Below are 23,788 nucleotides of genomic sequence, written 5' to 3'. Positions count from 1 at the left end.
TCACCGAGCTTCCGACGAAGCTCCGGGTGTTTTCTTTCATAAGAAACCTCCTGTTAGAATGATTATACCGGACAAAGAACAACAAAAGGACAACAAGCACGTCCTATAGGTAAAAAATAATGACATTCTGGTTTAAAACGTAATTCTCGCAAAAATACATTTCTGAAAATTTAAGGCTTTTAAAAAATGCTTCACTCTATTGCCCATGGCTTTCTCTGGTACCTGCCATCAAACCAGTCCCCGGATTTGTAGCTTATTTGGACGGCTTTACGGGTTTTACCGGCTCAGCCTTGGCCATAATTTTATAAGGGATCTGCACAGACTGTACTGATCCTTTTTTAAATCTTTTTCTTAATCGTCAATATCAGTATTCTGTTATTAATAAGACTATGTCTTAAAGAAAAAACTGGCTCTAATCAGACGACTTTTTAATTGTCTGAGACCGGCACAATATTGTGCCGGTCTCTTTGTTTCATTAAATTTTGCGTTTTTTCTTCAGATAGACCGCCAGTCCAAAGGCTGCCATAAGCACCAAAAGAATGCTTGTAAGCACAGCCCAGTTCTGGGTGGTAAGACCTGTTCCCGGCCCGTCTGGTTTTTGAGGATCTGGTTTTTGAGGGTCTGTCTTTTTCTGAAACTGCACTTCCACGGTGTGGTTTCTGTCCACCTTATTAAAGGTGTAGCTGTCTGCCGTACTGCCCGTGTCCTGCCCGTCTACTTTCCAGTTTTTGACCACATACCCCTCTTTGGGAACCGCCTTAAAGGCCATATCGCTGCCTGGAGTTACATTTATTTTTCCTGCCGGTTCGATACTGCCGCCGTTCCCCGCGCTGGCCTCAATGGTAAACTGCGTATCCGGCAAGGCCGTATACCTGGCGTAAAGAGTATAATCCGTCTGGAATACCGTTTCGGGCGTTACCTGGCTGCCTTCTTCGATATTATCAAACCAGCCGTCAAAACGGTAGCCTGTCTTTTCGGCTGTTGGCAGCTCGCCGGTTATTTTTCCGCCCTCATCCGTCTGGAGGGTGGCCGTACCACAGTCTCCGCCTCTGGCGTCAAGCCACAGAGTATGACCCACATCCGGTACAAAGACTGCCATGAGCCGGATTTCCCGATCCACCGCAAAGGTATAGGAAGCCTCTCCGCTCAGAGCGGCTCCGGTCGTGCCTTCTGTGTCCAGCTCGACCCACTCCTTAAAGCGATAACCCGGATAAGCCGTGGCCTCAACGGTGATTTCCTGTCCATGACGGGCCGTATAGCTTTTCTTTAAGAGCGCATCGATATCGTTGGCGCCCGAGGAGTCCACCAGCCCTTTATCGGCTCCGTCGGCTTCTCGATCTGGAATCAGCACAACCTTATGAATACTGCCGATCTCCTCAAAGACCGCCGTCAGGCTCACACCCTCATCGCCAACCTTAAAGCTGTAGGAAGCCGCATCGCTCACGGTATTACCCGCTTCATCGGTCCATTTAACAAAGCGATAGCCCTCCCTGGCCTCTGCCTTCACCGTTGCGGTTTCTCCCGCAATGTAATAGCCGTCGCCTTCAAGGCTACCATAGGTCTCGTCATTGGCTCTGGTGGCAACCATCATGGGCACCGGAAAGCTAGGATTTTCTATCTTGATTTCTGTCACAAAGGGGCCGATGTCTTCCATATTGGCTGCAGTGATCTCAATAAGAATCTCCTGGGTTTCATCCATTTTCCAGCACTCATCCAGCGGTATCTGGAAGTTATAACTACATTCTGTATAATCCTCACCATAAGCCTCGCTGAGCTCACCGATATTATAAGTGTAATCCGGCTTTTTCTCCTGTTTCTGGCCGCTTTTCAGTTTATAAACATTAACTTTGGCGTCCTCAACGGGCACCATGGACTCATTGCTGATATTGATGGCCCCATAGTACCTGCCATCGATTATGACCGGCGCGGCCTCAATGAGAACAGCAGGCTTGTCATATGGCCCGGTCGAGGCAATATCACCCTCAGCCACTGGGTTGTCCAGTATCGTACCGCTTTCCAGTTCCGTTATCTCACCGTTTTCTGCCACCGCGGACATAGGGTGAACACTGATCTTCGTTACCTTGGCAAACAGGGTCTCACTGCCTGGCTGCCAGCTTTGGTGCGGCTTAAAAGTCATCTTTACACTGTTGCCTTCGCCAGGATAAAGTCTCTTCTCAACCTTTTGTTCACAAAGAACATTATTCTGTTTGTCTGTAATCTGTACCGTCACATCATCCAAAACGCGCACGCCGTTGTTTTCATACTTCACCGTTGCCGTCAGACTGCCCTGGGATTTCTTGATATAAGGCTCATCCGTACCGATGGCCGTGGCCTTGGCCGATGCGCTGAGTCCTTCATTCCAGCGGTACAGCGTGCAGGCCTCTATCACTTCGCCCGGCTCGTAAGAACCATCATTTCTCATAGTTCCTTCTTTAATCACCTTGCTCTCAGTATCCGCCGTGTATAAAAGCCGCAGTCCGGAATTGGGAGCGTCTGGATGATCTTTGTGATAGTAGTACATCCCGGTCACGTTGGCAATGTTCCGATTTGCTAGACGGGTGGTTCTGGGGCCATGGATTTTGACATGATGACCAATGCTGTCATCCGGCGCCAGATCATACACATGAATGAGACTGTCCGTAACATCTTTGCCGTTTTCGGTTCGGATTTCCTTGGTGACTGTGACCAGCTTAGCCACATCTAGGCTGTTATTCAAATAAATATCATAAACCTGCGTATTCTTAGGCAGTTGGAAAGGATTATTCCCGGTATCCTCTACCGGATACACCTGGCCATACTGGTTAATCACTTTAAGCATCCCGTCTACATTTACATAGGTTCCGCCTTTCACCACATTGCCCAGTGAAGGCCCCACAAATATATTGGTGATACTCTGACCCGAGAAATATTGCTTTTCAGGCTTTTGTGATCTATGATTGGCCATAGAGTACACATCGTATGGCGCGCCATTCCCATCGGTTTTACGCTCCACAAAGCTCATGTTCAAAGAAACCTCATTATACCAGTCTTGCAGGCTTTTATTCTCGGTCCCAAGCTGGAGACTGATATAGTTTCGTCTGCCCGGATAAGGCGTCACCGTAAGCTTGCCGTTACCCGCCATATAATTGTCTGCTGTATACAGCGCGATATTCTTGTGCTGCTGGGCGTCCTCCATGCTGTCGGCCTCTAGCCAGCCTGCTATCAGCCTGTTTTCATAGCTGTAGACCGTAGGGCTGTGCTTGTAAGTGCCGTTTTTATCGTCACGCACAACTTCGTTCATGAGTATCTTATTATTGGTCAGATCCAGCTGAACAACTCGGCTGATCGTATGCTTTGCACAGTCCTTATCGCTGTAACCATAACCCCGGTAGCCGCTGATAATGTTAAGGGCCGTCAAGTGCTTGCCACTGCCTTCCTGCTGATGCGTGTAGGCCGCGAAGTCATAGTCATAATAGTAATTGCCAAAATAAGGGATCTGATAAAACTGATTCTCAAACCCATTGCCGTCTTCTTTTTCTTTCTGGTAAACCAACGCCGGATACGTGTAGCCCAAAAAGCTGTACTTAACCAGCACAATACGGAAAGCATAGGTTTTTCCATCCTGGTCAATATACGCCAGGCGGGAGTTTCCGCTGGTGGCATCGGCGGCTTTAAAGCCCGTGCCGTCCGCGCCATCGCTAAGGCCGTTAATGTTTTCCGGTGTAGCGTCTTCTTCAGACACCTGCTTATCGGCCTTGATCTCCGTTGGTGACAAGGTGCCGTCGGCCGATGCCGCGGGCAGGTTGTCGGCAACAGCTTCCTCCTGGCCTTCAAATTTAATCTGGTAAACCCGGGTCGTCTCCTCCATGGCTTTTTCGAGGGCGGTTTCCTTATCCTTGAGGTGCCAGCTGTCATAAACCGTCCAGGTTTTTCCCAGAAAGTCCTTATGGTACTTAAAGAACAGCGCCACCGCCGTCACCCCTACATTATAGCCCAGATCCACCGTTGCCCTGGGGTACATCTTATTCTTGGGGCGGTCGGTTTCATTTAACCTGAAATCCAGTGTTCCTTTGGCTAGTATGCCACCATCGGCCTCAATACAGAACAGACCATGGAGGCCAACGCCGGCGTATACCCCCAGCCCCAGCGCCAGATCAATGGTATCGAGGAGACCAGCGTTACTCATAGTCGCCGTATTGATAAAATCCTTAGGCTTAAAGCGGATGCCCACACCGCCGCTGGCCGACAGACTGGCCGAGGCGTTAAAGCCCGCATAAACCGATGGCGGGATAATGGCATAGAAGGTCATGCCGTATTTTCCTTCCAGTGCCACCATCATGGAAGTACTCAGAGTAATATAACCCGTTTTCCAGTCATAGCTTCCGCTGCCCATGGCCATAAAGTTGACCTTGACGCTGTGGGATCCGTCGATGGGGAACCTCGATTCGCTGTCCCCGGTCATTAACCCCTTGCCCTCGCTGAAAGCTTTCATCTTGGCATTAAAGGCGTTCTGAACCTTATCCCGGATCGTTTTCGCCTTTTCCTGTTTACGCGGGATAAAATCACTGGTAAGAAATTCTTTTTGATCAATAATCGTCTCAATATCTGCTTTATAGCTGAAAATGGCCGTTCCGTCAAGACCGATGATCAGCGTTATAGGCAGTTTTAAAAAGTCGACGTCCAGTTTAGAATTCCCAATAGCAGGGACACTTTTAGGAATGGTAAAGCTTCCTCCAGCGCCCACAATACTAAATTTAATATTATTCCAGGTAGCCTTCTCAACAACCGCATCCTTGACCTTCATATTAATTTCCACTGGTTTGATTGTTGCATGCGTTTCCTCAATTGTCAATACGTCCTTAGCCTTAAGCACCGTATCAGGATCTAAAAGTTTTTCCGCCCAACGTTTGGTGTAAGTAAACTGAATGGTTTTTTCACCTAGCTCCGTCTTGCTGCTTTCCTTAAACTCCCGATCACCGCTGGACGGGTTTTTGGCTTTAATGCGTAAATCTTGCATCCGAAGATGATTCATACTGCCGCCGGATAAAAGCACTGTCAGGTTTAAATCTCTGGTTGTGTTAGGCGTCAGCGAAATGGTGTTGGGTTTGTTTATCAGATCGGAGCCTTCCAGATCCGCGCAGCGGACATACACATCCTTTGCATTGGTGGGCGTAAGCTTATGTATGAGGATACTGCCTCCGTCCAGATCTGCGTCCAGCTGTGTCAGTACCCGATAGCCGTCCTTTTCAATATTTAAAAAGCCCGACCGGGTACCCGCCATATCCGTAATAATGGCAAAGCCATCCTTTCCGTTAGATGTTCCCGTCACTGCGTTTTTGGTAACATCCCGGTTATCCTTATCCTTAAATTTAAGGGTGACGGCCGCGCCGTTAATGCCCTTGCCATTCTGGTCCGTTACACGTATTACCACTGTGCGGTCATCGACGATGATAATATCCTGGGAGGGATCTCCCGTTGGCGATTCCGACACCATTTTAAACAGCCCGGTAGGCGTGTCCACCCCCAGCTTCGCAAGCTCTTCGGGGTTTTTCAGCTTCTCGGCCACCGTCCGGCTGAACCCATCGGCTTCATTCACAGCAGCTGTGAGAGCATCGCCGGCAATAACGTCGGTTTCATAGTAACGCTTAAGCGACTCTGTTTTGTCCTCTTCCATAATGGAGGTAAAAGGAGTCGCGTCGCTTCGGGGCGTGATCTTGTAAGCGGAGAGATCTGTGCCGTCAAAGGTACCCTTGTACTCCATATTTTCGTTGCCCTCAGCGGCTGCTGCCGCTTCGGCGTCATAACGAATGTTCGGCTCCGGAAGGTCGGGCGTAACCGTGATGTCGTTTCCATTTTCAGTTACTTCCACATCCATAGTCTCGCCGCCCATAAGATCCACCGGCTGGTTTTTATCCTCCTCCGCCTTATCCTGATCCGGGCCCACTTCCTGATTCGGGCTTTCCCCATTGTTTAAGATTGTCGCCTGACCGTTTTGCCCTATTGTAATGGTATCCCCCTGAGTAATGTCTGCCAGCCCATTCTTAGTATCCAACTGAATGGACTGGGGCAAAATCGTTCCGGGGCTGCCCAGAGCTGATTGGCTGGCTTTCAATGGTGGACCACTGTCCATCGCCTGAGCAAAAACTTGCGCGCAGGTACCAAATGGCATCAAAAAAGCCAGGAACATACACAACAGTCTTCCTAAAATCTTATTTTTATTTTTCATCTTTCCTCTCCTTACAATTTTCCTTAGTCTATATGATAACATTCGCAGTTCCTCAAAAGAACCACAAATCAAGACTCTGATTCCATGTTTTACTAATTTTTTTAATACATAAAAACAGCGCCCCTGGTTCAAATATGAACCAGGGGCTTCGCTTCGACGGACTGGTTTTTATATTCCAAGCGCAGGGTATAGCTTCCGACATTCAGTCTATCCAGATAACTTACCTTTAATTTCAGTAAGGCACTCCCGGATTTCAGGCTGTAGTTGAACGGATCCACAAGCTTGCCATCTATAACAATGACAGAGCAAACCGATATTGGGATGTCTTTAAACCTGGCCCGACGATAATGTCACGATCTGGCATTTCAAAAGTAGTTACTGCTTTGGCGACGTCGGCAAAGGTCGTATCGATTCCATCGCGCAATCGCCTGTAAATTTTTTTGGTGTAATCTGACTATTATAACAGGACGACCTCAAAGCATGGATATTTTGACATTTTTTTGAATGAAATTTTTTATTCGGTTTTGAGTGAAAAACATGGTATAATCAATGTAAATAAATTACGAGGAGGTTCTTTGCCATGCACATACTGGCCACAGACGATGAAGCTTTATCGCTGGACAGCCTGACCGTTACTTTACAGAAAGCTTTCCCCCACGCCGAGGTGCACAGCTTTCAGCAACCTCGAAAGGCCCTTGATTTTGTACGATTCCTTTGCCAGCGCCAAAACACCTCCCTTGATTTCGCCTTTCTGGATGTGGAAATGCCTGGGATGACGGGCATTGAGCTGGCCGCCGAGCTCAAAAAGCTCTGTCCTGATGTGGGGATCTTTTTTGTGACTGGTTTTGCCGATTACGCCTACGAGGCTTACCGCGTCCATGCCAGGGGTTATATCCTGAAACCGGTCACAGGGGAGCTTATCGAGGAGGAAATGGCTCATCTTGCCACCACGCCGCCCCCTGATCCGTTCCATACCCGCCGGGTCCGTCTTCGGACCTTTGGCACCTTCGACGCCTTCATGGGGGCGAAGCCCATCGCCTTTTCCCGCACTCGGGCCAAAGAGCTCCTGGCCTATCTGGCAGACCGCCAGGGCAGTGGCGTTACCCTGGCCGATATCTGCTCGGCGCTCTTTGAAGATGAGAGCGGCAGCAAGACCAGTAAAAAATACGTTCAGAACCTCATCTCAAGCCTGAAGCAGGGGCTGGAAGCCGTGGGCGCCGGGGATATCCTTATTAAAAAATGGAACTACCTGGCCCTGGATACCCAAAAGGTGGACTGCGACTATTACCGGTTTCTGGAAGGCGACATTGACGCCATCAACGCTTTTCACGGTGAGTATATGTCGAATTACAGCTGGGCAGAATTTACCGTCGGCTACCTGAACCGGGCGAAAAGCAAAAAATAAAAGACCGGCACAAAACCATGCCGGTCTTTTTTGTTCTAAATCATCTTTTAATCGTCAATATCAATGTCCTGTTTTACAATTTCTCCGGTGGCGGCGTCAATGTCGTAATCATATTCTTTTCCGCCATATTTAAAATTGACTTCGTAGACATGCCGGCCGTTCTCGGTTCCCTGCTCTACCTTTAACGCCCAGGCATCGGCTTCGGCAATGCCTGCCTGCTGTAAAGCGATGGCCTTGGCCTGTTCGGGTGAAATGGCCGCCGCGTTATTATTGGGGGCTGGCGTCTGAGTGGTTGCGGTTGGGGTGGCAGTCGGGGCGGCGGTCGGGGTAGCGGTTGGGGCGGGAGAAGCGGTTCCTCCGCAGCCTGCCAGGAACATTACGGTCATTCCCAGCATCAGTGTGAATACAATTGTTTTTTTCATTGGTTGCTCCCTTCTTTCTTTACTTGTTATGTGTATTATATCACCTCATGTTCCACAAATCATCCTCAAACCTCCATCAAAAATTAAGGTTTTCATCAGACTTCCACATGCGCTTTCAGCACTTTGCCGTTTTTCACGATTACCCCAGTGATAGCCGCGGTCCCATCGGTGGTGACGCCGCCGATGGTCTTTAATTTTTTCTTGATCTTGCCGCCGACTTCGCCGTAGTTCAGGTTCATCTTAAGCTCGTTTTTAATCGCGGTTCGTTCATAAGCCATCTGTATCTCTCCTTTCGTTTTGATGTTCTCAGTATAGTATCATAAAACCGTCCTTTATAAGGACAGTACAAAATGCCTGGTTTGACCGGTGCGTTTCGGGCCCAAGCCGTCCATGCAGGCAGTGATCCGCTCCCGGGTATAGGGGCTCGCGTCTTTCCGTGGAAGCACTCGGATAGGCTTCAGGCCTGGCACAAAGAGGGTGAGGGCATCTCGCTATAAACTGCCTTAAAGGCCCAACGTTTACCGGGGTTTTGGGAGAATTTTTATCTTATGTCTGCATTTGTTGGTCTTTTGTGGATCTCCGTCCTGTAAAATAGTATTATACTAAGTAAACAAAGGATAAAGCATATGTATGTACTAGCAACAGATGATGAGCAGCAGTCGCTGGAACGGCTGATACACATCTTAAAGGAGTTTCTCCCAACGGCAGATATCCATGGGTTTAAAAGTTCTAAAGAAGCTTTGAGCTTTGCGGAAAAATGGATCTGGGAATCGGGCAAACGGCTGGACCTGGCTTTTATGGCGATTAAAATGTCGGCCATCTCTGGCCTTGAGCTGGCCTCAAAACTAAAAAAACTCTGTCCCGAGGTGCGTATTGTCTTCGTAACCCATTACCGGGATTACGCTTATGATGCTTTCCAGATCCATGCCCAGGGTTATCTCTTAAAGCCTGTAACCCGACAGGCCATCGAAAATGAGCTTTTACATCTCCATGTTCTTCCTTTAAGCCAGAAGTCTGATCCTTTTAAAAAACGTGTCACCCTTCACACTTTTGGTACCTTTGACGCTTTTGTGGATCAGAAGCCCCTTGTTTTTTCGCGTACCCGGGCTAAAGAGCTGCTCGCCTATCTGGCGGACCGCCAGGGAAATGGGGTGACCATTTCGGATATATGCGCTGTTCTCTTTGAGGACCGGTCAGGTACCAAGTCCAATAAAAAGCATGTCCAGAACATTATCGCGAGCCTGAGAGCTGCCCTTGAGAAGGCCGGCGTCGATGATATTCTCATCAAACGCTGGAACTATCTTGCTCTGGATACCCAAAAGGTGGACTGTGACTATTACCGTTTTCTGGAGGGAGACCTTGACGCCATCAAGTCCTTCCAGGGGGAGTATATGAGCAATTTTAGCTGGGCTGAGTTTACTTCTGCCTTTTTAAACCAACAGAGTGGCATAAAAAAGAAAGGTTCCTGAAATTATAAAAGCCCATGACGTCATCACACATCATGGACTTTTTTATTATTTATTTCTGGGAGTGGTATCTCAAAAATAATGCCTTTTTCGGGATACTGCCAGCGCGCCAGTTCCTCGGCGCCAATGGCGTTCAGCCGATTCAAATCAATGGCTTTAACCAACTAAGTAAATAAAAACAGTAAAAATATGTTCCTGATATCTGATTTCTTGTTCTTTATTCAGAAAAGCACTATTCCTCTTCTCCATTTTCTTGCTCCTTATTCTGCCGTTTTAAAATATAGCTTTTCAACTCGACTTGCTTCAGCCGAATATTCTGAAAGTAATCCCCCATCAAAATTCCTGCAACCAGAAATACGCCACAAGTCACCATATCCCCAATCAAAAGCGCGCTGGACTTCACCAAAATATCAAACACCATATTAATGAGATAACAGGCAGCTGTAAAAATCAAAATCCTCCAGGACTCATCCATAATGGTCAGAGGGATGAGCAGGAAAACACCAATAATGGCTGTAGCGGGCAGCAGCGGTGATTTTACAATATTGAGATAAATACAACCAATTACCATTACACTCCAGAACAGGTACATACCGAGCAATACATTCCGCCTTTTTCCGAAGATAAAATAAATCATGCCTCCCGTCAGATACCAGACCACATAAACAGGTAAAAGCTTTCGAAATTCATCGGAAACCAGGCATATTACCAAAAGGAGACCAAAAACTGCCTGGGCTATGATTACGAGTCTTGTAAACATATTCCGGTTCACAAGGGTTATTGCCTTTTTATTCCCAGACAGCGTTTTATTCCGCCACCTCTGCTCATTCTGCCATCTGCCCATTTTTTCTTTTGCTATTTTGTTAATCATTTCTCATCCTTTCCAGACGGGTTTATTTATCTTTTGCTTATTGCAGGCAAAAATGACCTGATCTAATGTATTTTGAAGAAAAGACTCCCGGGATGTTTTTGGTCAGCCACGGCCAGAAACATCAGGGCTGTCGCCTTGTTTTGGTTGTAGTTATCGCTGCCTTTATAAGTCACAATAACCTTTTAGCTGCCCGGGATTCGATTGTAGCTGAGAACAGTATCGGCTGCTGTCCGTTAAAAGGCAGCAAATTATTTCTTGTAAAACGATTATACACCTCAAGTACCACAAAATTCTCACAAGCTTAAACATTTTATTTGAAATTTTATTACTTAGCCTATACGGCTTAAAAATAGCCACAGGTGCATCTGGGCCAGATAATGAGCTCTGTCATCCGGAATCGCTCAGTACACATACCACAATGGTGGGTTCACATATCCAAAGCTCATTTTCATTTACTGGAGGAAAGCTGTCTGAATTATGATATAAAAACCCCTCTTTTCTATTTTTCACAAAAAGAGGGGAATAGGACTTTCTCAGTATGGTTGATTCATATGGATGCTGGGACCATTATTTCATTTTTATCAGATGGCTGCTGCTGCCCTTATTTCTTTTTACTTTGAGGATAGAAGAAATGACGGGCAGGATGATGCCCAGCCTCCTGGCCCATATTTCCCGGAGGCAGTTTATGCGTAAAGCCTTTGTATGGATGAGGTTGTTTAGAAGGCCTTATCTGACTGACAGCAGCAGCCGTGAAACAGATATTGCAAAGGCAGCCTTTATGTTCTCATACCTTTGCTGAATCAGCTTCTTCTGATCACTTTAATTATAACAAGGCAAGCTCCACAAAAGCGCCACAAATATCTAATTTTCTTAAAAAATTTTTAAATATTGCAGTGAGACAAACATGCCGAACTTTTCTCTCTTCTACTATACTTTTGGTGTCCTTTTGTTGTTGTTCATCCTGTAAAATAATACTATCATATTGATAGAAGGTGAAATTTATGCATGTATTAGCAATTGACGATGAAAGACTAGCGCTTGAAAACCTTATTTTTTCGTTAAAAGAGGCCCTGCCCGATGCCACAATTCATAGTTTTATAACGCCCGAAAGCGCTCTTGAATTTACTCAAAATTTATATAAGGAATCAAACCAGTCGTTGGATTTCGCCTTTCTGGATGTTGTCATGTCCACCATGTCTGGTCTGGAGGTTGCTGTCAGTATCAAAAAGCTTTTTCCAGAGGTGCGCATTATCTTTGTGACTGGATACTCCGACTACGCTTATGATGCTTACCGACTACATGCCAAGGGCTATATCCTTAAGCCTGTAAGCAAAGCGCTAATTCAGGAGGAGCTCGACCACCTGGACATTCCCCAAAAGGTCAAAGGGCCTCAGAAACGGGTACAGATCCATACCTTTGGCACCTTTGACGTTTTTGTAGATCAACAGCCACTACGCTTTTCCCGCAGCCGTGCCAAGGAGCTTCTGGCCTATCTGGTGGACCGCCAGGGCAACGGTGTTACACTTTCCAATATCTGTGCGGTTCTGTTCGAGGACTCCTCTGGCTCCACCGGAAATAAAAAACACGCTCAAAATGTTATCTCAAGCCTGAGACGCGCCCTCGAAAGTGCTGGAGTGGAGGACATCCTTATTAAAAAATGGAACTACCTGGCATTAGATACCAAAAAGGTGGACTGCGATTACTACCGTTTTTTAAAGGGAGACATTGACGCCATTAATACCTTTCATGGGGAGTATATGAGCAACTACAGCTGGGCAGAACTTACCACCGCTTTTCTACACCAGCAAAGCAACTATGAAAAAATCAAACAAAATTGAAAAATCCCGCAGGAGTCGCAAAAACGACGCCACGGGATTTTTTTAGCGGGCACCGAGCTTATCCTGGCGTATAAACCAGTGCCATAGGATTATCAAAAGCACCAGCACTAAAAGCATGCCCGCAGCCAGCAGGACCGATCCCTCATCCGCCAGGGCAGCGCCAGTAATCAACCCTGCCGGCCCGGCACTGGAATCGGTCATGCTCAGGACGATCCTTGTCTCAGAGCCTGAGTAACCGTCCTCTGCAGCCCGGTATCGGGCGATAAGGGTATAAGTCCCTGCCCTGGCAGGATAAAAGCTGCTTCCCGGTTTTAAACTCGATTTTGCCACACTCTCCTGTACTGCGGCTACCCCCACAAGCCTTTCGGTGTCGCTGTCATCGTCGATCAGGTAAAAGTCTACACGGCCGCTCTCTACCACTGCCAGGGACTGGGCGCGTATTTCCGCGTTCAAAAAAAGGGCCTGTCCAAGTTCTGCTGTTCCGGGGCAAACGCTGACACGGACGGATGTCTCTACCGGGTTATCCATATCCGCCGCCCATACCGCGGGCATGCCCCATAAAAACATTAATGCTGTCAGCAATACTGGTATTTTTTCCATAAAGTAATGTCTTTTCATTGGCCTACCTCTCGCAGCCATTTTTTATTTTACAGCCCGAAAATGACCTGCTGTATGGTATTGTTCAGCATTTCCTCCCGGGTAGGGTGATTTTCATCCGTCACTCTCATGGCAGTGCGTACATCATCAGTAATGATGTTGTCTACACCGCAGTCGATCATTCTCTGCATGCTGTCCGCATCGTTGACGGTCCAGGCATGCACATCCTTGTTTTTTTGATGGACGCGCTCCACCAGCGCTTTATTGATAAAAGTTTCCTCAATACTAAAGGCATCCACGTTTAAATTTTCGATGTCTCCATAGGCAATGGGCGTAATATACAGGGTCTTGATTTCTGTTGTCAAACCCTTTACTTCCTCAAGGATTCCGTAGTTTAAGGACGCCAGATAGCACTGGCTCTCAAACTCGTGCCGGCTGATGCTGTCCACAGCCTTCCGGGCAAAACCCTGGTCATAGGGCGTAGGCTTAAGCTCAATGTTCATACGGATTCGGCCCTTGCACATCTCTATGGCTTCATCCAGGGTCATAAGCCGCTCATCCTTATATTCGGGAGAAAAAAAGCTGCCAATGTCCAGATTTTTGATCTCCTCGTAGGTGGACTGCCAAATATAGACATTCCTGCCTGTGGTCCGCTTCAGGTTATTGTCATGAGACACGACCAGCACCCCATCCTTGGTTTCAGCCACATCGATTTCCACATAATCCGCACCAAGCTCAATGGCTTTTTCAAGCGCCGCCCGCGAGTTTTCCGGCGCGTCGGAAGAATTTCCCCGATGGCCACTGACCTGCGCACCGTGCAGCAGGGTATCGAAATCATCTGCATCAAAGGCGGTCACAATGCGTCCGGTTTTAACACCTACAGCAGCCAGCACCATCACCAGGGACAGCACCATGAGCTGTCGTTTCTTTAAAAAGGGAAAGGCTGTTTCGGGCACACTGCACACCAGCGTATTTTCCTCTCCTCTCTCTTCCCGGTAGGTTTCATAAAACCGTGATATAAAAGCATAATTCATCATGGTTCCCAGACAGGTTTGAATAATGTTAAAGGACGAAACCGAAACAGCCAGAACCCCGATGAGAATCATCAGCCCCAGAGATGGGCCTCCTCCACCTGCGAGACGCCCGGTTATTGTGCCAATGACGGTTCCTGAAACCAGGGACAGGGCCCCGAGAAACAGCACGATACCAGCAAAGACCAGCAGCAGCAAAAGCGTCCAGAGTAAAAAACTGCCCACGGTTTTAAAGAAATACCCTTTTAGAAGATGGACACTCTTCCGGCAGGCTGGTACAAAATTCTTGCCCTCCACGGCAAAGACGTTAAAAGCGAACAGGGTCAGCGCCATGACCAGCAGCAGGATAACGCCCAGTCCAATGTAGGCCGCGTAAAGAGCAGGATTGCCTTTGATGTACTCCAGAATAAAGCCTGGCACCGAAAGCTCTGCGATCAGATCAGAGGAAATACCGATGTGAAGCACAGGCATAATAAGCACGAAAAACAGAACTGCCAGATAGTTTCTGGGGTTAAAAATGCGGACAGCCTGCCGGAAAGCGGCGGCCGCCAGAGGGATCAGCTGTACCTTCCGACGGTTCCTGCTCTCGTGGAAACACAAAACCAGCACTGCGATCTCAAAAAGACAGTAGAACGCCAGCAACAGCAGCAAAATAAAAACAGATAAGAGCACTAACGGATTTTTTAGCGCTGCTGCCACACTGTCTCCCGAAATAACAGGAAAGCCCTCAAAAGCCAGAAGCCTGCGCAGCCCAAAGTTTAACAGAGGCAGCACCACAAGGGTACCGCCTAATTTATAAACCAGCTCAAACACCGCCAGTGTCCAAAAATTAAAACGCAGGAGCGCCAGAGATTCTCTGATAAAGGCGCCCCTGCCAGTCTTCCAGGGTTTCATTTTCTTTTCTCCCTTCTCCTACAGTTGTCTTGGCAGTTCCATGTCGTATTCCATGGGCAAAAAAGTGTAGCCTTCCTTCAGCAAGGTTTTAAATGTTTTTTCCAGTGCCTTGCGGGTATTTTCCTTCTGCTCGGCATGGCAGAGCACGGTTGAAACATTGTGCTTATGGACACCGTCGATAAAATTCTGCGTCAGCTGATCCACGCTCAGGCTGTTGCTGGTGCCGTCGCCGCACACCACGTTCCAGTCCACATAGTTGTAGCCCCGGTTCACAATTCCCTGAGTACAGGTAGTATTGGCATTTGCAGAACCGCCCGGAAAACGAAACAAATGGGAGGTCTGCTTGAGCCCTGTGACCTGTTTCTGATAAGCATCCAGCTTTTCCACATCGGCGTAAAAGGCGTCCGGGCTGTTATAAAGGCTGTACTGATGGCTCCAGGTATGGTTGGCCAGCGTATGCCCTTCCTTCACAATACGCTGGTAGGCTTCCTCCATAACTTTTCCCTCTCGACCATTGGTAAAGAAGGTGGCCTTGATATTGTACTTTTTAAGCAGGTCCAATATCTCTCCTGTATGCTCGCTGGGTCCATCGTCAAAAGTGAAAAAGACGACCTTCAGATCAGCGGTGTCATCCGCTGCCAGCTTGGCCTTAACTTCATCCATCTTTGCCCTCAGCTCAGCGTCTACCTTTGGCCCTCCAGCCTTTTTCTGCTCATTGACCGCCATCTGCATTACACCGGCCGCAGACGGCACCTGAAAACCGCTGCTGAACCCGGACATTTTATCGGTGAGCTCAGACTGGGCTGTCGCTTCCTTTTCAGTATTATGTCTTCCGATCACTACAGAAGACACCGCGACGCAGACCAGCACCACTGCTGCCAAAATGATAAAAAACTGCGGTCTTAAATGAATTTTTCTTTTACTTCTGTAATAATGTCCTTGTCCCATCCTATCTGTCCTTTCCTGGATGTCTTGGCCTTTTAAGGCCTCTATTGATTATTAACCGTGTCGATCACTGCTGCAAATTCGCTCTTAAAGGTATCCTTATCCAGCCCAATCGCGGACATGGAGTAGGTCATGTCTCCCTTCGTAAAATACGCAATAAGATCCTTACCTTCAGCGTTTTCAGCCATGTTATAGGTAATGCCGTTATAGGTTTCCGGGCTGTAGGTCAGCTGCTGATAACCACTGATGTCACCCCCGGCATTCTTCTGGCTGCGGACTGTCGCTTCCGCTCCACCTGTTTTCTGGTATCTCAGATCCACCAGCTCATCGCCGATAATATACATCTCTTTTAACTCAAAGCCAGAGTAGGCCGGCAGAATCGCCGGTGAATACCCAACTTTTTTCTCAATCTGATCGATTGTATCATAACGCACCATGGGATTCGGAATTTCTTCCTGCTTCTGTCCGGCATTTGAGCAGGCGGTAACCACCAGCACCGCAAATACCAGAACGCTTAAACATAACGCTGCTTTACGTTTCATTTTGCTTCCTCCTTTATGAATACTTTTTTCTATGGCGGACAATCGCCACAATCACAATAGCAGCGATGGCCAGTACAAGAATACCTGCCCCAATGCCCATCCAGGTATAAATGGTCTGAACCGACGGCCCGATATGCACCGTGGCCTCTGCTGTGCAGGGCTGGTAATCGTCGCTGCCGGCAAAGCTCACCTTTACCGTCTGATCTCCCTCGGCATGATTGTAGTCGAGTTTCAGCTCATCGCTTCTATACTTGATGGGTTGATTGTTATGGTCCACCAGGCTCAGCTTAAGGCTTTCCAGCACTGCGGTGTCCAGCTTCGCACTGTTCTTATCATAGGGCACGCTGTGCGGGTTCTGGGTGAGCACCACTGCGCAGGGGGCGGCATCAATAATCTTGACATTGGCGGTGACCGTGGCGGGCTGGTAGTTGCTGTTGCCCAGATATTTCACAGTGACATCCTGTTTTCCCGCTGTATGGTTATAGCTGAGCTGTAGCTCACTCAGTGCAAAACTGACATTCTTTTTAGCATTGTCAGTAATGGTAATCTTGAGCGCGTCGGCTATGGCTTTATCCATTCCTGCCTTGTCATCGTGATAGGCAACCTTCGGCGTTTCTCTGGACAGGGTAATGGTAACCTTTTGAGGATTTTCCACCGTAACCTTTGCCTCGGCCACCGATGCTGCGTACTCGGTATTCCCCTTGTACTTCACTGTAACCAGCTGTGTACCCTCATCGCGGTTATAGCTGAGATCCAGCTCATCTGTATTGTACTTGATATTTTCTCCGTGGCTGTTTACCACCCGCACCTCCAGCGCTTTGATAATCGCGCTGTCCATGCCAGCCTTATCTGCAAACAGCTTGACCGAGGGCACGCTGCCCACCAACAGAACGCTCGTGCCCTCCAGGCTGTTAATCTTAATCATGGAGGTTGCTTCGCTTTCGGCATATTTCTCATTGCCTTTATAGGTTACTGTTACTTTCTGATTCCCCGGGCTCCGGTTATAGCTGAGTACGATGTCCTCCCGGCTGCTGTTGATCTTCTGGCTTTTTTCATCCATGACATTGATGGCCAGGCTGTCGTAAACCATTTTGTCCAGGGTTTCCGGGTTCGCGCTGTAATTTACCACCGCACCGGAGGCTTTCAGATTAATATAGGTCGACTGCGGCGGCAGCACGCTGGGCATGGGCTCATTGCCCGCAGCAAAAGCCGGGCTGCTCCCCCAGAGCATAAACATTGTCAAAAATACTGCCAGCAGGCACCTCAGACCTTGCTGTCTCAAAATTGAGCACTTCATTTTCCTCTCCTTTTCCGGAATAAATTGAATATTCCACTTTAATTAAAATTTTATTTCTAAAAGGATTATACATGATGAAGTTCCACAAAAGATCCCCAATCAGCGCTCTGGGAGCCCCTGCCCTTCTAGTTTCTTTCAGATTAATGCTAGCACCTGCAACACCTCAGAAACACAACTCACAAATCCGGACGCCTCCTATCTTCTCCGGGCTGCCACAGCTGTGAGCGCTGTAAAACCGGCCAGCAGAATCAAGGCTGCCGGTACAGAAGTCTGCTCGGAAAGAATACCCGTATGCGGACCATCCCCGCCGGCCTTTTTCACTGTGATGACCGCACTGGCGGTTTTTCCGCCATCCTCAGTGGTGACAGTAATGGTGGCCTTTCCAACGGCTATGCCTGTGACCTTACCCTGATTGTCTACCTTGGCGATCTTAGAATCTGAGGATTTCCAGCTTATCTTTTTATTGGTGGCATTGGCCGGTTCGATGGCAGCTGTCAAAGTCAGGCTTTTTCCCTGAGTCAGCTCAGCGCTGGTCTTATCAAGCCTGACACCTGTCACATGCACCACTGGCTCTGGTTTATCCGAGACCAGCACTGCCCCAAAGGTCCGTAACCTGTTCTGAGCTTCCAACTCCCTGACAGTACCGCTATAAGACGCCGCAGTGGTCGCAATCACTGCTTTCTGTCCTTCCGGCTCTGGAAGGTAGAGGTACAGGTTTGCAGCATCATCGGTCAACGCATCCTTGAGGTTCAGTGTCTTTTCGCCTACCTTACCCTCCAGGCTGCCTGTATTGGCTGCTGTTCCCACAGTCAGTGTGGTTTTATAGGCCCGCGCTCCTGCAGCGTCTACCGGTTCAGGTGCAACAGTATTGTGCACTGCGTTCAGACTGCCGCCATCTACTGTGATAATGTGTTCTCCCGCTGCTGCTCTTTCCAAAGTCTTACCGGTTGACGGCAGCGCCCTTTCCTGGATGGCGGTTTCTGCCAGAATGTCATTGGTATTTCCAGATACCCAGGTGGTACCCCCATTTACATGAATGCTGCCATTGGCGTACAGTCCGTATACATACTGGTTATTGTCGTTTTCCGCTAACAGATGGTGTGTACCGCCGCTGATGGTAATATTTCCATTTGCGCCGACTGCGTAGCTGCCGCTTTTCACATCCACACTGCCGCCGTTAAAGCTAATATCGCCCTTGCTGCCGACAACCAGGGTTTCTGTATCACCCTCATCTGTGCCGGTCACCTTACCACCATTGATGGTAATATTGTTTCCATACAGCCCAAAGGATCCCTTCACATTCACATCTCCCCCATTGACGGTAATACTGTCCTCAGGATTTTGCGATTCAGAAAAAATAGCCGTGCTGGATGCGCTGTGAGCTGTAATGGTTCCGCTGTTGACCACAATGTTCCGCATGCTTATGATAGCCCCATACCGCTTGTCCGGCGCCACCTCGCAGCTCAGTCTTCCGCTGCCGCTAAAGGCCAGTGTATCAATATCACCGCTGTCTGAAATGAATCCCGCGAAAATAGCGTGATCATCGTCCGATACAATGCTGTTGTCACCTCTGGCGATAAGCTCAGTGTTATGGTTGTTGACCTGGATTCCGATATTCTCGGAGTGTATCTTAATATTGTCAAGGGTCAGACGGTAATAATCCGCAGTAATATCATCCGGCGGCGCTATATATGTCTTGCCGACCATGATTTTTTCATCGGTTTCGTTCTGACCTTCTCTCATGGACGCAGTGCTGTTTCCCGGCTCCAGAATGTAATGGGTTTTAAAATAAAAGGGTGTGTGGCCGTTCTCAGAGGTAACTGCCATTTCCGGAATTGATTCTTCCATCTTGGCTTCATATCCATTGCTTCCTTTTACTGCCACTCCCTCATAGTCTGTCCCGTTTATTGTCACACCAAAGGGACTTCGTTCAAGCAGCGAAGCATAAACACACAGCTGTCCCTTGTCGTTGGTATCCATATCACGAATACCATATACGCCGTTTTCCGGGTCTGCCTTGTCCTCGCCAAAGTAGCCGACCTTGAAAAAAAGGAATACGCTGCTGTCAGCCGGCAGGCCGCTCATGACCACCCGCTCTACTTTGATCTCAGCACCACTATCCTCATCGACATAGCTGATGGGCTCCGGTTTGATTTTATTACTGCCAGTAAAGATACTGCCACCCTTCAGATAAACCCGGGTAGGTATCTCGACGCTACCAAAATCGCCGCCATAAATATCATACTTATCACCAAGGGCGTAGACGGTTCCTCCGGTAATGGTCACGTTATCTTTTTCCTTGTCTTTGGCACAGGCTCCGCCGTGAATACCGACCTGAGCTCCTGAGGCATTGACTTGACCGCCGTTGATGGCCAGTATATTGGTAGCGTCCAGTCCGACATATCCATTCTTGGCTGTTACGCTGCCGCCGTTGATGGTGATGTTTCCAATAACAGAAATGCCAGAAGTACCGTAGGACACGCCCCTTTCAACCGCGTCTCCAATAACCGTACCGCCGTTGATCACACAGGCACCGCCCTTGCCTTCACCGTCTCCGGTGGAAATACCAGCGCCGGGAGCCTTTCCTGAAAGGGTGCCGCCGTTGACCTCCAGGCCATTATAGCAGTAAACCGCCCCAGCGTAAATCGGTGTCTCACCGTTATCTACCTCCGCGGTAAGACTGCCGCCGTTCATAGTCAGCTTTTCGGCAAAGTGTGCACTGATGGCATATACCTCTTTAGCGCCGGCCTGGATGGCTATAGCCTTTATACCCTGGCCATCCACAATGGCGTTGGAGGCGTGAATCTGGCCGCCCTCCATAAAAGTTCCGCCCAGCCCTAAATTTTCAAAGGCAAAGCTGCTGCCTGAGCGCAGCGTCAGTGTGCCGCTGCCGGCCACAGTCAGCTTTGACGCGTTGGTACCGCCGCCCTCATCACCGATGAACAGGGCTGAGGTCTTCTCTGATTTCAGATTGCTGCTCCCTGCCAGCGTGAGGCTGAGGTCACCCTGCTGTACATACAGGGGCATTCCCTGCTGTCCCTCGCTGTCTGTGGCAATCTGCACACTGTTCAGGGTAAGCGCAAAATTCCCATCGCCCTTAACCATAATCACATCTGTGGTCACCGGGGTATCCGGCGCCATACTGACAGTATAGCTCCCTCCCTTGATAAAGCACAGAGTGCCTTTCTCGTAGGTGTAGCCCTCCGGGCTTCCTTCGACCACCAAACCCTTCCCGGCCTGGATGGCGGATGACGCGGCGGCTTCCTCCGCCTTTACCATAATGCTGCCTCCTGCTGTAAGCAGCAGGAATGCGAGAATTGTGGTAAGAAAAACATGAATCTTTTTCATTTTAGTTGCTCCCTTCTTTTTGCATCTTTATACTGTTTCTTATCCTATCTTACACCCCAGAGTACAACAAAAGAACAACAAAACCCGGCTTTATTCCATTTTAGAGCAAATAAAAATCCGCGGCGGCGTATTTCGCGGCACCGCGGGATTCTGTACGTGTTATCCCAGGCGGTATTCTATCCATGCCAGAGCGTCCTCGATGACCTCGTCACGGATATACTCGTTAAAAATTTCATGACAGGCATTGCCATAGATCTTCATCTGCTTATCCTCAGAGCGAATATCCGCAAAGAAATCCTGCGTGTCCTTCGGTGACACCAGAGCGTCTTTTTCACCGTGCAGCAAAAGAACCGGATAGCTGAAGGTTTTATTATCCATAAGCCAGCGCAGGCCCTCAGCGATGCTCTGGCAGAGACCAACAGTAAAGAACTTGCCGTTCAGGGGGTCCTTTCCATAAGCCTCTACCACGGCCGGGTCGCTGCACACGCCGTCGCCAAGCTCATTGGGGAACTCCGTCTTCGGATCAAGCCCCATATCCACATTGATGATGAGCCCGGTGTTGTCGCGGGTCAGCCCGCCGGACAGCACGATGCCGTCCACTACATCTGGATACCTGGTGCCGAATGCCGCCGCCGCGAAGCCGCCCATGCTGTGCCCGATGACATAGACTGGCAGCCCTGGATTTTCTTCTTTGGCCAGCTCAACAATAAAGTTGGTGTCATCGATGATTTCATCCTTATTCGTGTAGAAATAGCGGTCCCCGGACGATTTTCCATGGCCTCTGTGGTCAAAACGATACACCTTAAAATCACGGGCAGTAAATTTGCCGGTAATGTAGTCGTACCGGCCCTGATGCTCGCAGAGCCCGTGTACGAAGACCACGACCGCTTTGCATACCTCTGGGGTATCTACGGTCATTACCAGCTCCATGCCGTCAAAGGACGCAACGGTTAATTCTTTTCTCATGATATTCCTCCTTAAGGATTGAGTGACGTTTGCATTTAATTTTATTGTAATGGGGAATTGCCTCCATGTCAACACTTTCAGATTTAGCCTTAAGAAAACCCACAGGGGGAAAAAGACCATCGCAAAGGCCTGGAATGGTGTAATTCCATCTTTGCCGCCCTTCTCCTGGTGGACATTCAGGCAGACCATATCCTTAAAATAAAATGACGAATTTGAGGAAAGCCCAGCCATATTGAAAAAACAAGTCCCGCGATCAGGCACAGTACCACCAGCGGTGTGCTCCATACCACACTGCTGACAACATTGATCATATTATTAAAAGTTTCCAAAAGTTACCCTCCTAATTTACAAATGGAGAATGCAGAATGGCAGGTACAAATTTGATTGTAATGCGGCCATAGGCCGCCTCCCAATCGTTTTTGCGCCAGCAAAAGCGTTCATTTCGCCCCTGTCCGTCGCAGTAAAAAAAGCTGCTCCTCTGTTAAACTCAGAGAAGCAGCCTTTTATTCCTTCACTATTCTTGCATCAGCTGGCAGCCTTTTTGGTAATAGGCCTCCATTTCCTCCTCAGGCACCATATTGCCGCCGGTAGCCCAGACCAAATGCACCGCGTTTTTCATCCGCTCCTCTGCCAAGCCTTTTTTCTCAAGATAAGCGGCGTCGCTCAGCACGCGGGGCGGCCCAGGGAACCCCGCACAGCCTGAGGGTTCAATGGTCAGCTGCTCTGTGTCCATGACCAGCCCCAGCAGCCGGTACATTTCCTCATCCTCTACGGTAAACGCGCCGTCGATCAGGGTTCTCATCACCCGCCCAACCAGACGGGAGGGACGGCTGACTGCCAGACCATCAGCGGCGGTTTTGCCATCCAATCCAATATCTGAAACACTGATACCATCGTTCAGTCCGGTCATCATCCCCAGGAGCATGCAGGGCGCATGGGTTGGCTCTGCAAAAAAACAGTGGGCATTTTCGCCAAAGACGGTTTTAATACCAAAGGTTACACCGCCGGGCCCGCCGCCTACGCCGCAGGGCAGGTACACAAACAGGGGATGCTCCGTGTCTATGGCAATTTTCAGCGCGTCAAGCTGCTTTTTCAGGCGCGCCGCCGCTGTGGAATACCCCAGAAACAGGTCGGCTGAGCCCTCATCATCCACAAAGTGGCAGGTGGGGTCACCCTCTGCCTGTCTTCTCCCTTCAGCCACAGCCTTCTGATAATCCTCAGGGTACTCGATGACGTGCACGCCCTTTGACCGCAGCATGTCCTTTTTCCAAGGTCTGGCATCTGCTGACATATGCACTGTGACGTCAAAGCCCAGCTTTGCGCTGATAATGCCTATACTCAGCCCCAGATTGCCCGTGGAACCAACAGCTACCCTGTAACCGGAAAACAGGTCTTTAAAGCGTTTTTCGGTCAATATGGCATAATTATCCCCAGCACTCAGCATCCCTCTCTCAGCAGCAATGGTTTCTGCCAGCTTCAATACCTCGTAAATGCCCCCCCGGGCTTTGATGGAGCCTGAGACAGGCAGATGGCTGTCGCATTTAATCAGCAGTTTTCCTGGGATCGCTCGTCCGTACCGTTTTTCAAGGGCGGCCTGCATATCCGGCGCTTGCTTTAACGGTGATTCTATAATGCCGCCGGCCTCTTTGGTTTCGGGAAAGCTGGCTTCGATATAAGGTGCAAATCGCCGTAGTCTTGCCTCCGCGTCGGCTGTGTTCTCCTGCGTAAAGGGCAGTTCACCGGTCTCGCCTGAGTCCGGATTAAACCAGATAACCTCCTCACCCCGCTGCATACGCCGGGTCAGTGGATAATCCTCATATAACTGATTCACGTCCATTTTGTTTCCTCCATGATCTCATAGTTACTTTAAAGTATACCGTTTTCCAGAAAAAATTCCATTCTATATTCTGCCAAATTTTATACCAATCTTGACAAAAAATGAAAAGCCGGGGCTCTGTAAA

17 protein-coding genes are annotated in these 23,788 nt (G+C 48.8%); 3 read left to right on the top strand and 14 right to left on the bottom strand.

The window, feature by feature from the left end; translation table 11 throughout:
• Positions 1 to 475 precede the first annotated feature (475 nt).
• Both BUC22_RS08315 and BUC22_RS21795 read right to left on the bottom strand, forming a co-directional pair.
• On the bottom strand, positions 476 to 6,205 hold the full coding sequence (locus tag BUC22_RS08315; RefSeq protein WP_013379030.1) for an InlB B-repeat-containing protein: 5,730 nt from the start codon (positions 6,203 to 6,205) through the stop codon (positions 476 to 478).
• Positions 6,206 to 6,333: 128 nt separating this feature from the next.
• Complete coding sequence (locus tag BUC22_RS21795) at positions 6,334 to 6,483, bottom strand: hypothetical protein (protein WP_013379029.1); 150 nt, start codon at positions 6,481 to 6,483, stop codon at positions 6,334 to 6,336.
• A 302-nt stretch (positions 6,484 to 6,785) separates the two neighbouring features.
• On the opposite strand from BUC22_RS21795, the gene BUC22_RS08310 reads away from it, so the two are divergent.
• Positions 6,786 to 7,610: a response regulator gene (locus tag BUC22_RS08310; protein ID WP_013379028.1), complete on the top strand. Its 825-nt coding sequence runs from the start codon at positions 6,786 to 6,788 to the stop codon at positions 7,608 to 7,610.
• 47 nt (positions 7,611 to 7,657) lie between these two features.
• Here BUC22_RS08310 and BUC22_RS08305 read toward each other — a convergent pair whose 3' ends face one another.
• Positions 7,658 to 8,032, bottom strand: coding sequence for a PepSY domain-containing protein (locus tag BUC22_RS08305; RefSeq protein ID WP_073382684.1), 375 nt, complete (start codon positions 8,030 to 8,032; stop codon positions 7,658 to 7,660).
• 95 nt (positions 8,033 to 8,127) lie between these two features.
• Complete coding sequence (locus BUC22_RS08300) at positions 8,128 to 8,310, bottom strand: hypothetical protein (protein WP_013379026.1); 183 nt, start codon at positions 8,308 to 8,310, stop codon at positions 8,128 to 8,130.
• 348 nt (positions 8,311 to 8,658) lie between these two features.
• Between BUC22_RS08300 and BUC22_RS08295 the strand changes: the two genes are divergently transcribed.
• Positions 8,659 to 9,501, top strand: a complete 843-nt coding sequence (locus tag BUC22_RS08295; protein WP_013379024.1) for a response regulator — start codon at positions 8,659 to 8,661, stop codon at positions 9,499 to 9,501.
• A gap of 229 nt (positions 9,502 to 9,730) precedes the next feature.
• Here the strand turns inward: BUC22_RS08295 and BUC22_RS08290 are convergent, their stop codons facing one another.
• Positions 9,731 to 10,369: a hypothetical protein gene (locus tag BUC22_RS08290; protein WP_013379021.1), complete on the bottom strand. Its 639-nt coding sequence runs from the start codon at positions 10,367 to 10,369 to the stop codon at positions 9,731 to 9,733.
• Positions 10,370 to 11,370: 1,001 nt separating this feature from the next.
• Between BUC22_RS08290 and BUC22_RS08280 the strand changes: the two genes are divergently transcribed.
• A complete protein-coding gene (locus tag BUC22_RS08280) occupies positions 11,371 to 12,207 on the top strand; it encodes a response regulator (RefSeq protein ID WP_013379017.1) in 837 nt (278 codons plus the stop codon).
• Positions 12,208 to 12,249: 42 nt separating this feature from the next.
• On the opposite strand, the gene BUC22_RS08275 is transcribed toward BUC22_RS08280, so the two are convergent.
• The 9 genes from BUC22_RS08275 to BUC22_RS08240 form a co-directional block, all read right to left on the bottom strand.
• A complete protein-coding gene (locus BUC22_RS08275) occupies positions 12,250 to 12,825 on the bottom strand; it encodes a hypothetical protein (protein WP_013379016.1) in 576 nt (191 codons plus the stop codon).
• A gap of 29 nt (positions 12,826 to 12,854) precedes the next feature.
• On the bottom strand, positions 12,855 to 14,729 hold the full coding sequence (locus BUC22_RS08270; RefSeq protein ID WP_013379015.1) for a glycerophosphodiester phosphodiesterase: 1,875 nt from the start codon (positions 14,727 to 14,729) through the stop codon (positions 12,855 to 12,857).
• 18 nt (positions 14,730 to 14,747) lie between these two features.
• Positions 14,748 to 15,677 (bottom strand): polysaccharide deacetylase family protein, encoded by a 930-nt coding sequence (locus tag BUC22_RS08265; protein ID WP_013379014.1) that lies wholly within the window; start codon positions 15,675 to 15,677, stop codon positions 14,748 to 14,750.
• A gap of 41 nt (positions 15,678 to 15,718) precedes the next feature.
• Positions 15,719 to 16,216, bottom strand: a complete 498-nt coding sequence (locus BUC22_RS08260; RefSeq protein WP_013379013.1) for a hypothetical protein — start codon at positions 16,214 to 16,216, stop codon at positions 15,719 to 15,721.
• Positions 16,217 to 16,229: 13 nt separating this feature from the next.
• Positions 16,230 to 17,513, bottom strand: a complete 1,284-nt coding sequence (locus BUC22_RS08255) for a hypothetical protein (protein ID WP_013379012.1) — start codon at positions 17,511 to 17,513, stop codon at positions 16,230 to 16,232.
• A gap of 195 nt (positions 17,514 to 17,708) precedes the next feature.
• A complete protein-coding gene (locus BUC22_RS22285; protein ID WP_013379010.1) occupies positions 17,709 to 20,861 on the bottom strand; it encodes an Ig-like domain-containing protein in 3,153 nt (1,050 codons plus the stop codon).
• Positions 20,862 to 21,020: 159 nt separating this feature from the next.
• The gene (locus BUC22_RS08245) at positions 21,021 to 21,827 is read right to left on the bottom strand and encodes an alpha/beta hydrolase (RefSeq protein WP_013379009.1); all 807 of its coding nucleotides are present in this window, start codon (positions 21,825 to 21,827) and stop codon (positions 21,021 to 21,023) included.
• A 176-nt stretch (positions 21,828 to 22,003) separates the two neighbouring features.
• Positions 22,004 to 22,156 (bottom strand): sodium:alanine symporter family protein, encoded by a 153-nt coding sequence (locus BUC22_RS21285; RefSeq protein ID WP_013379008.1) that lies wholly within the window; start codon positions 22,154 to 22,156, stop codon positions 22,004 to 22,006.
• A gap of 185 nt (positions 22,157 to 22,341) precedes the next feature.
• Positions 22,342 to 23,664 (bottom strand): D-serine ammonia-lyase, encoded by a 1,323-nt coding sequence (locus BUC22_RS08240; RefSeq protein ID WP_013379007.1) that lies wholly within the window; start codon positions 23,662 to 23,664, stop codon positions 22,342 to 22,344.
• Positions 23,665 to 23,788 lie beyond the last annotated feature (124 nt).

Origin of the sequence: Eubacterium callanderi (genome assembly GCF_900142645.1) — a bacterium.
Taxonomy (GTDB): Bacteria; Bacillota; Clostridia; order Eubacteriales; family Eubacteriaceae; genus Eubacterium; species Eubacterium callanderi.
Note: the sequence above shows the minus strand (reverse complement) of the source record. Positions and strands in the feature narration are given on the sequence as shown.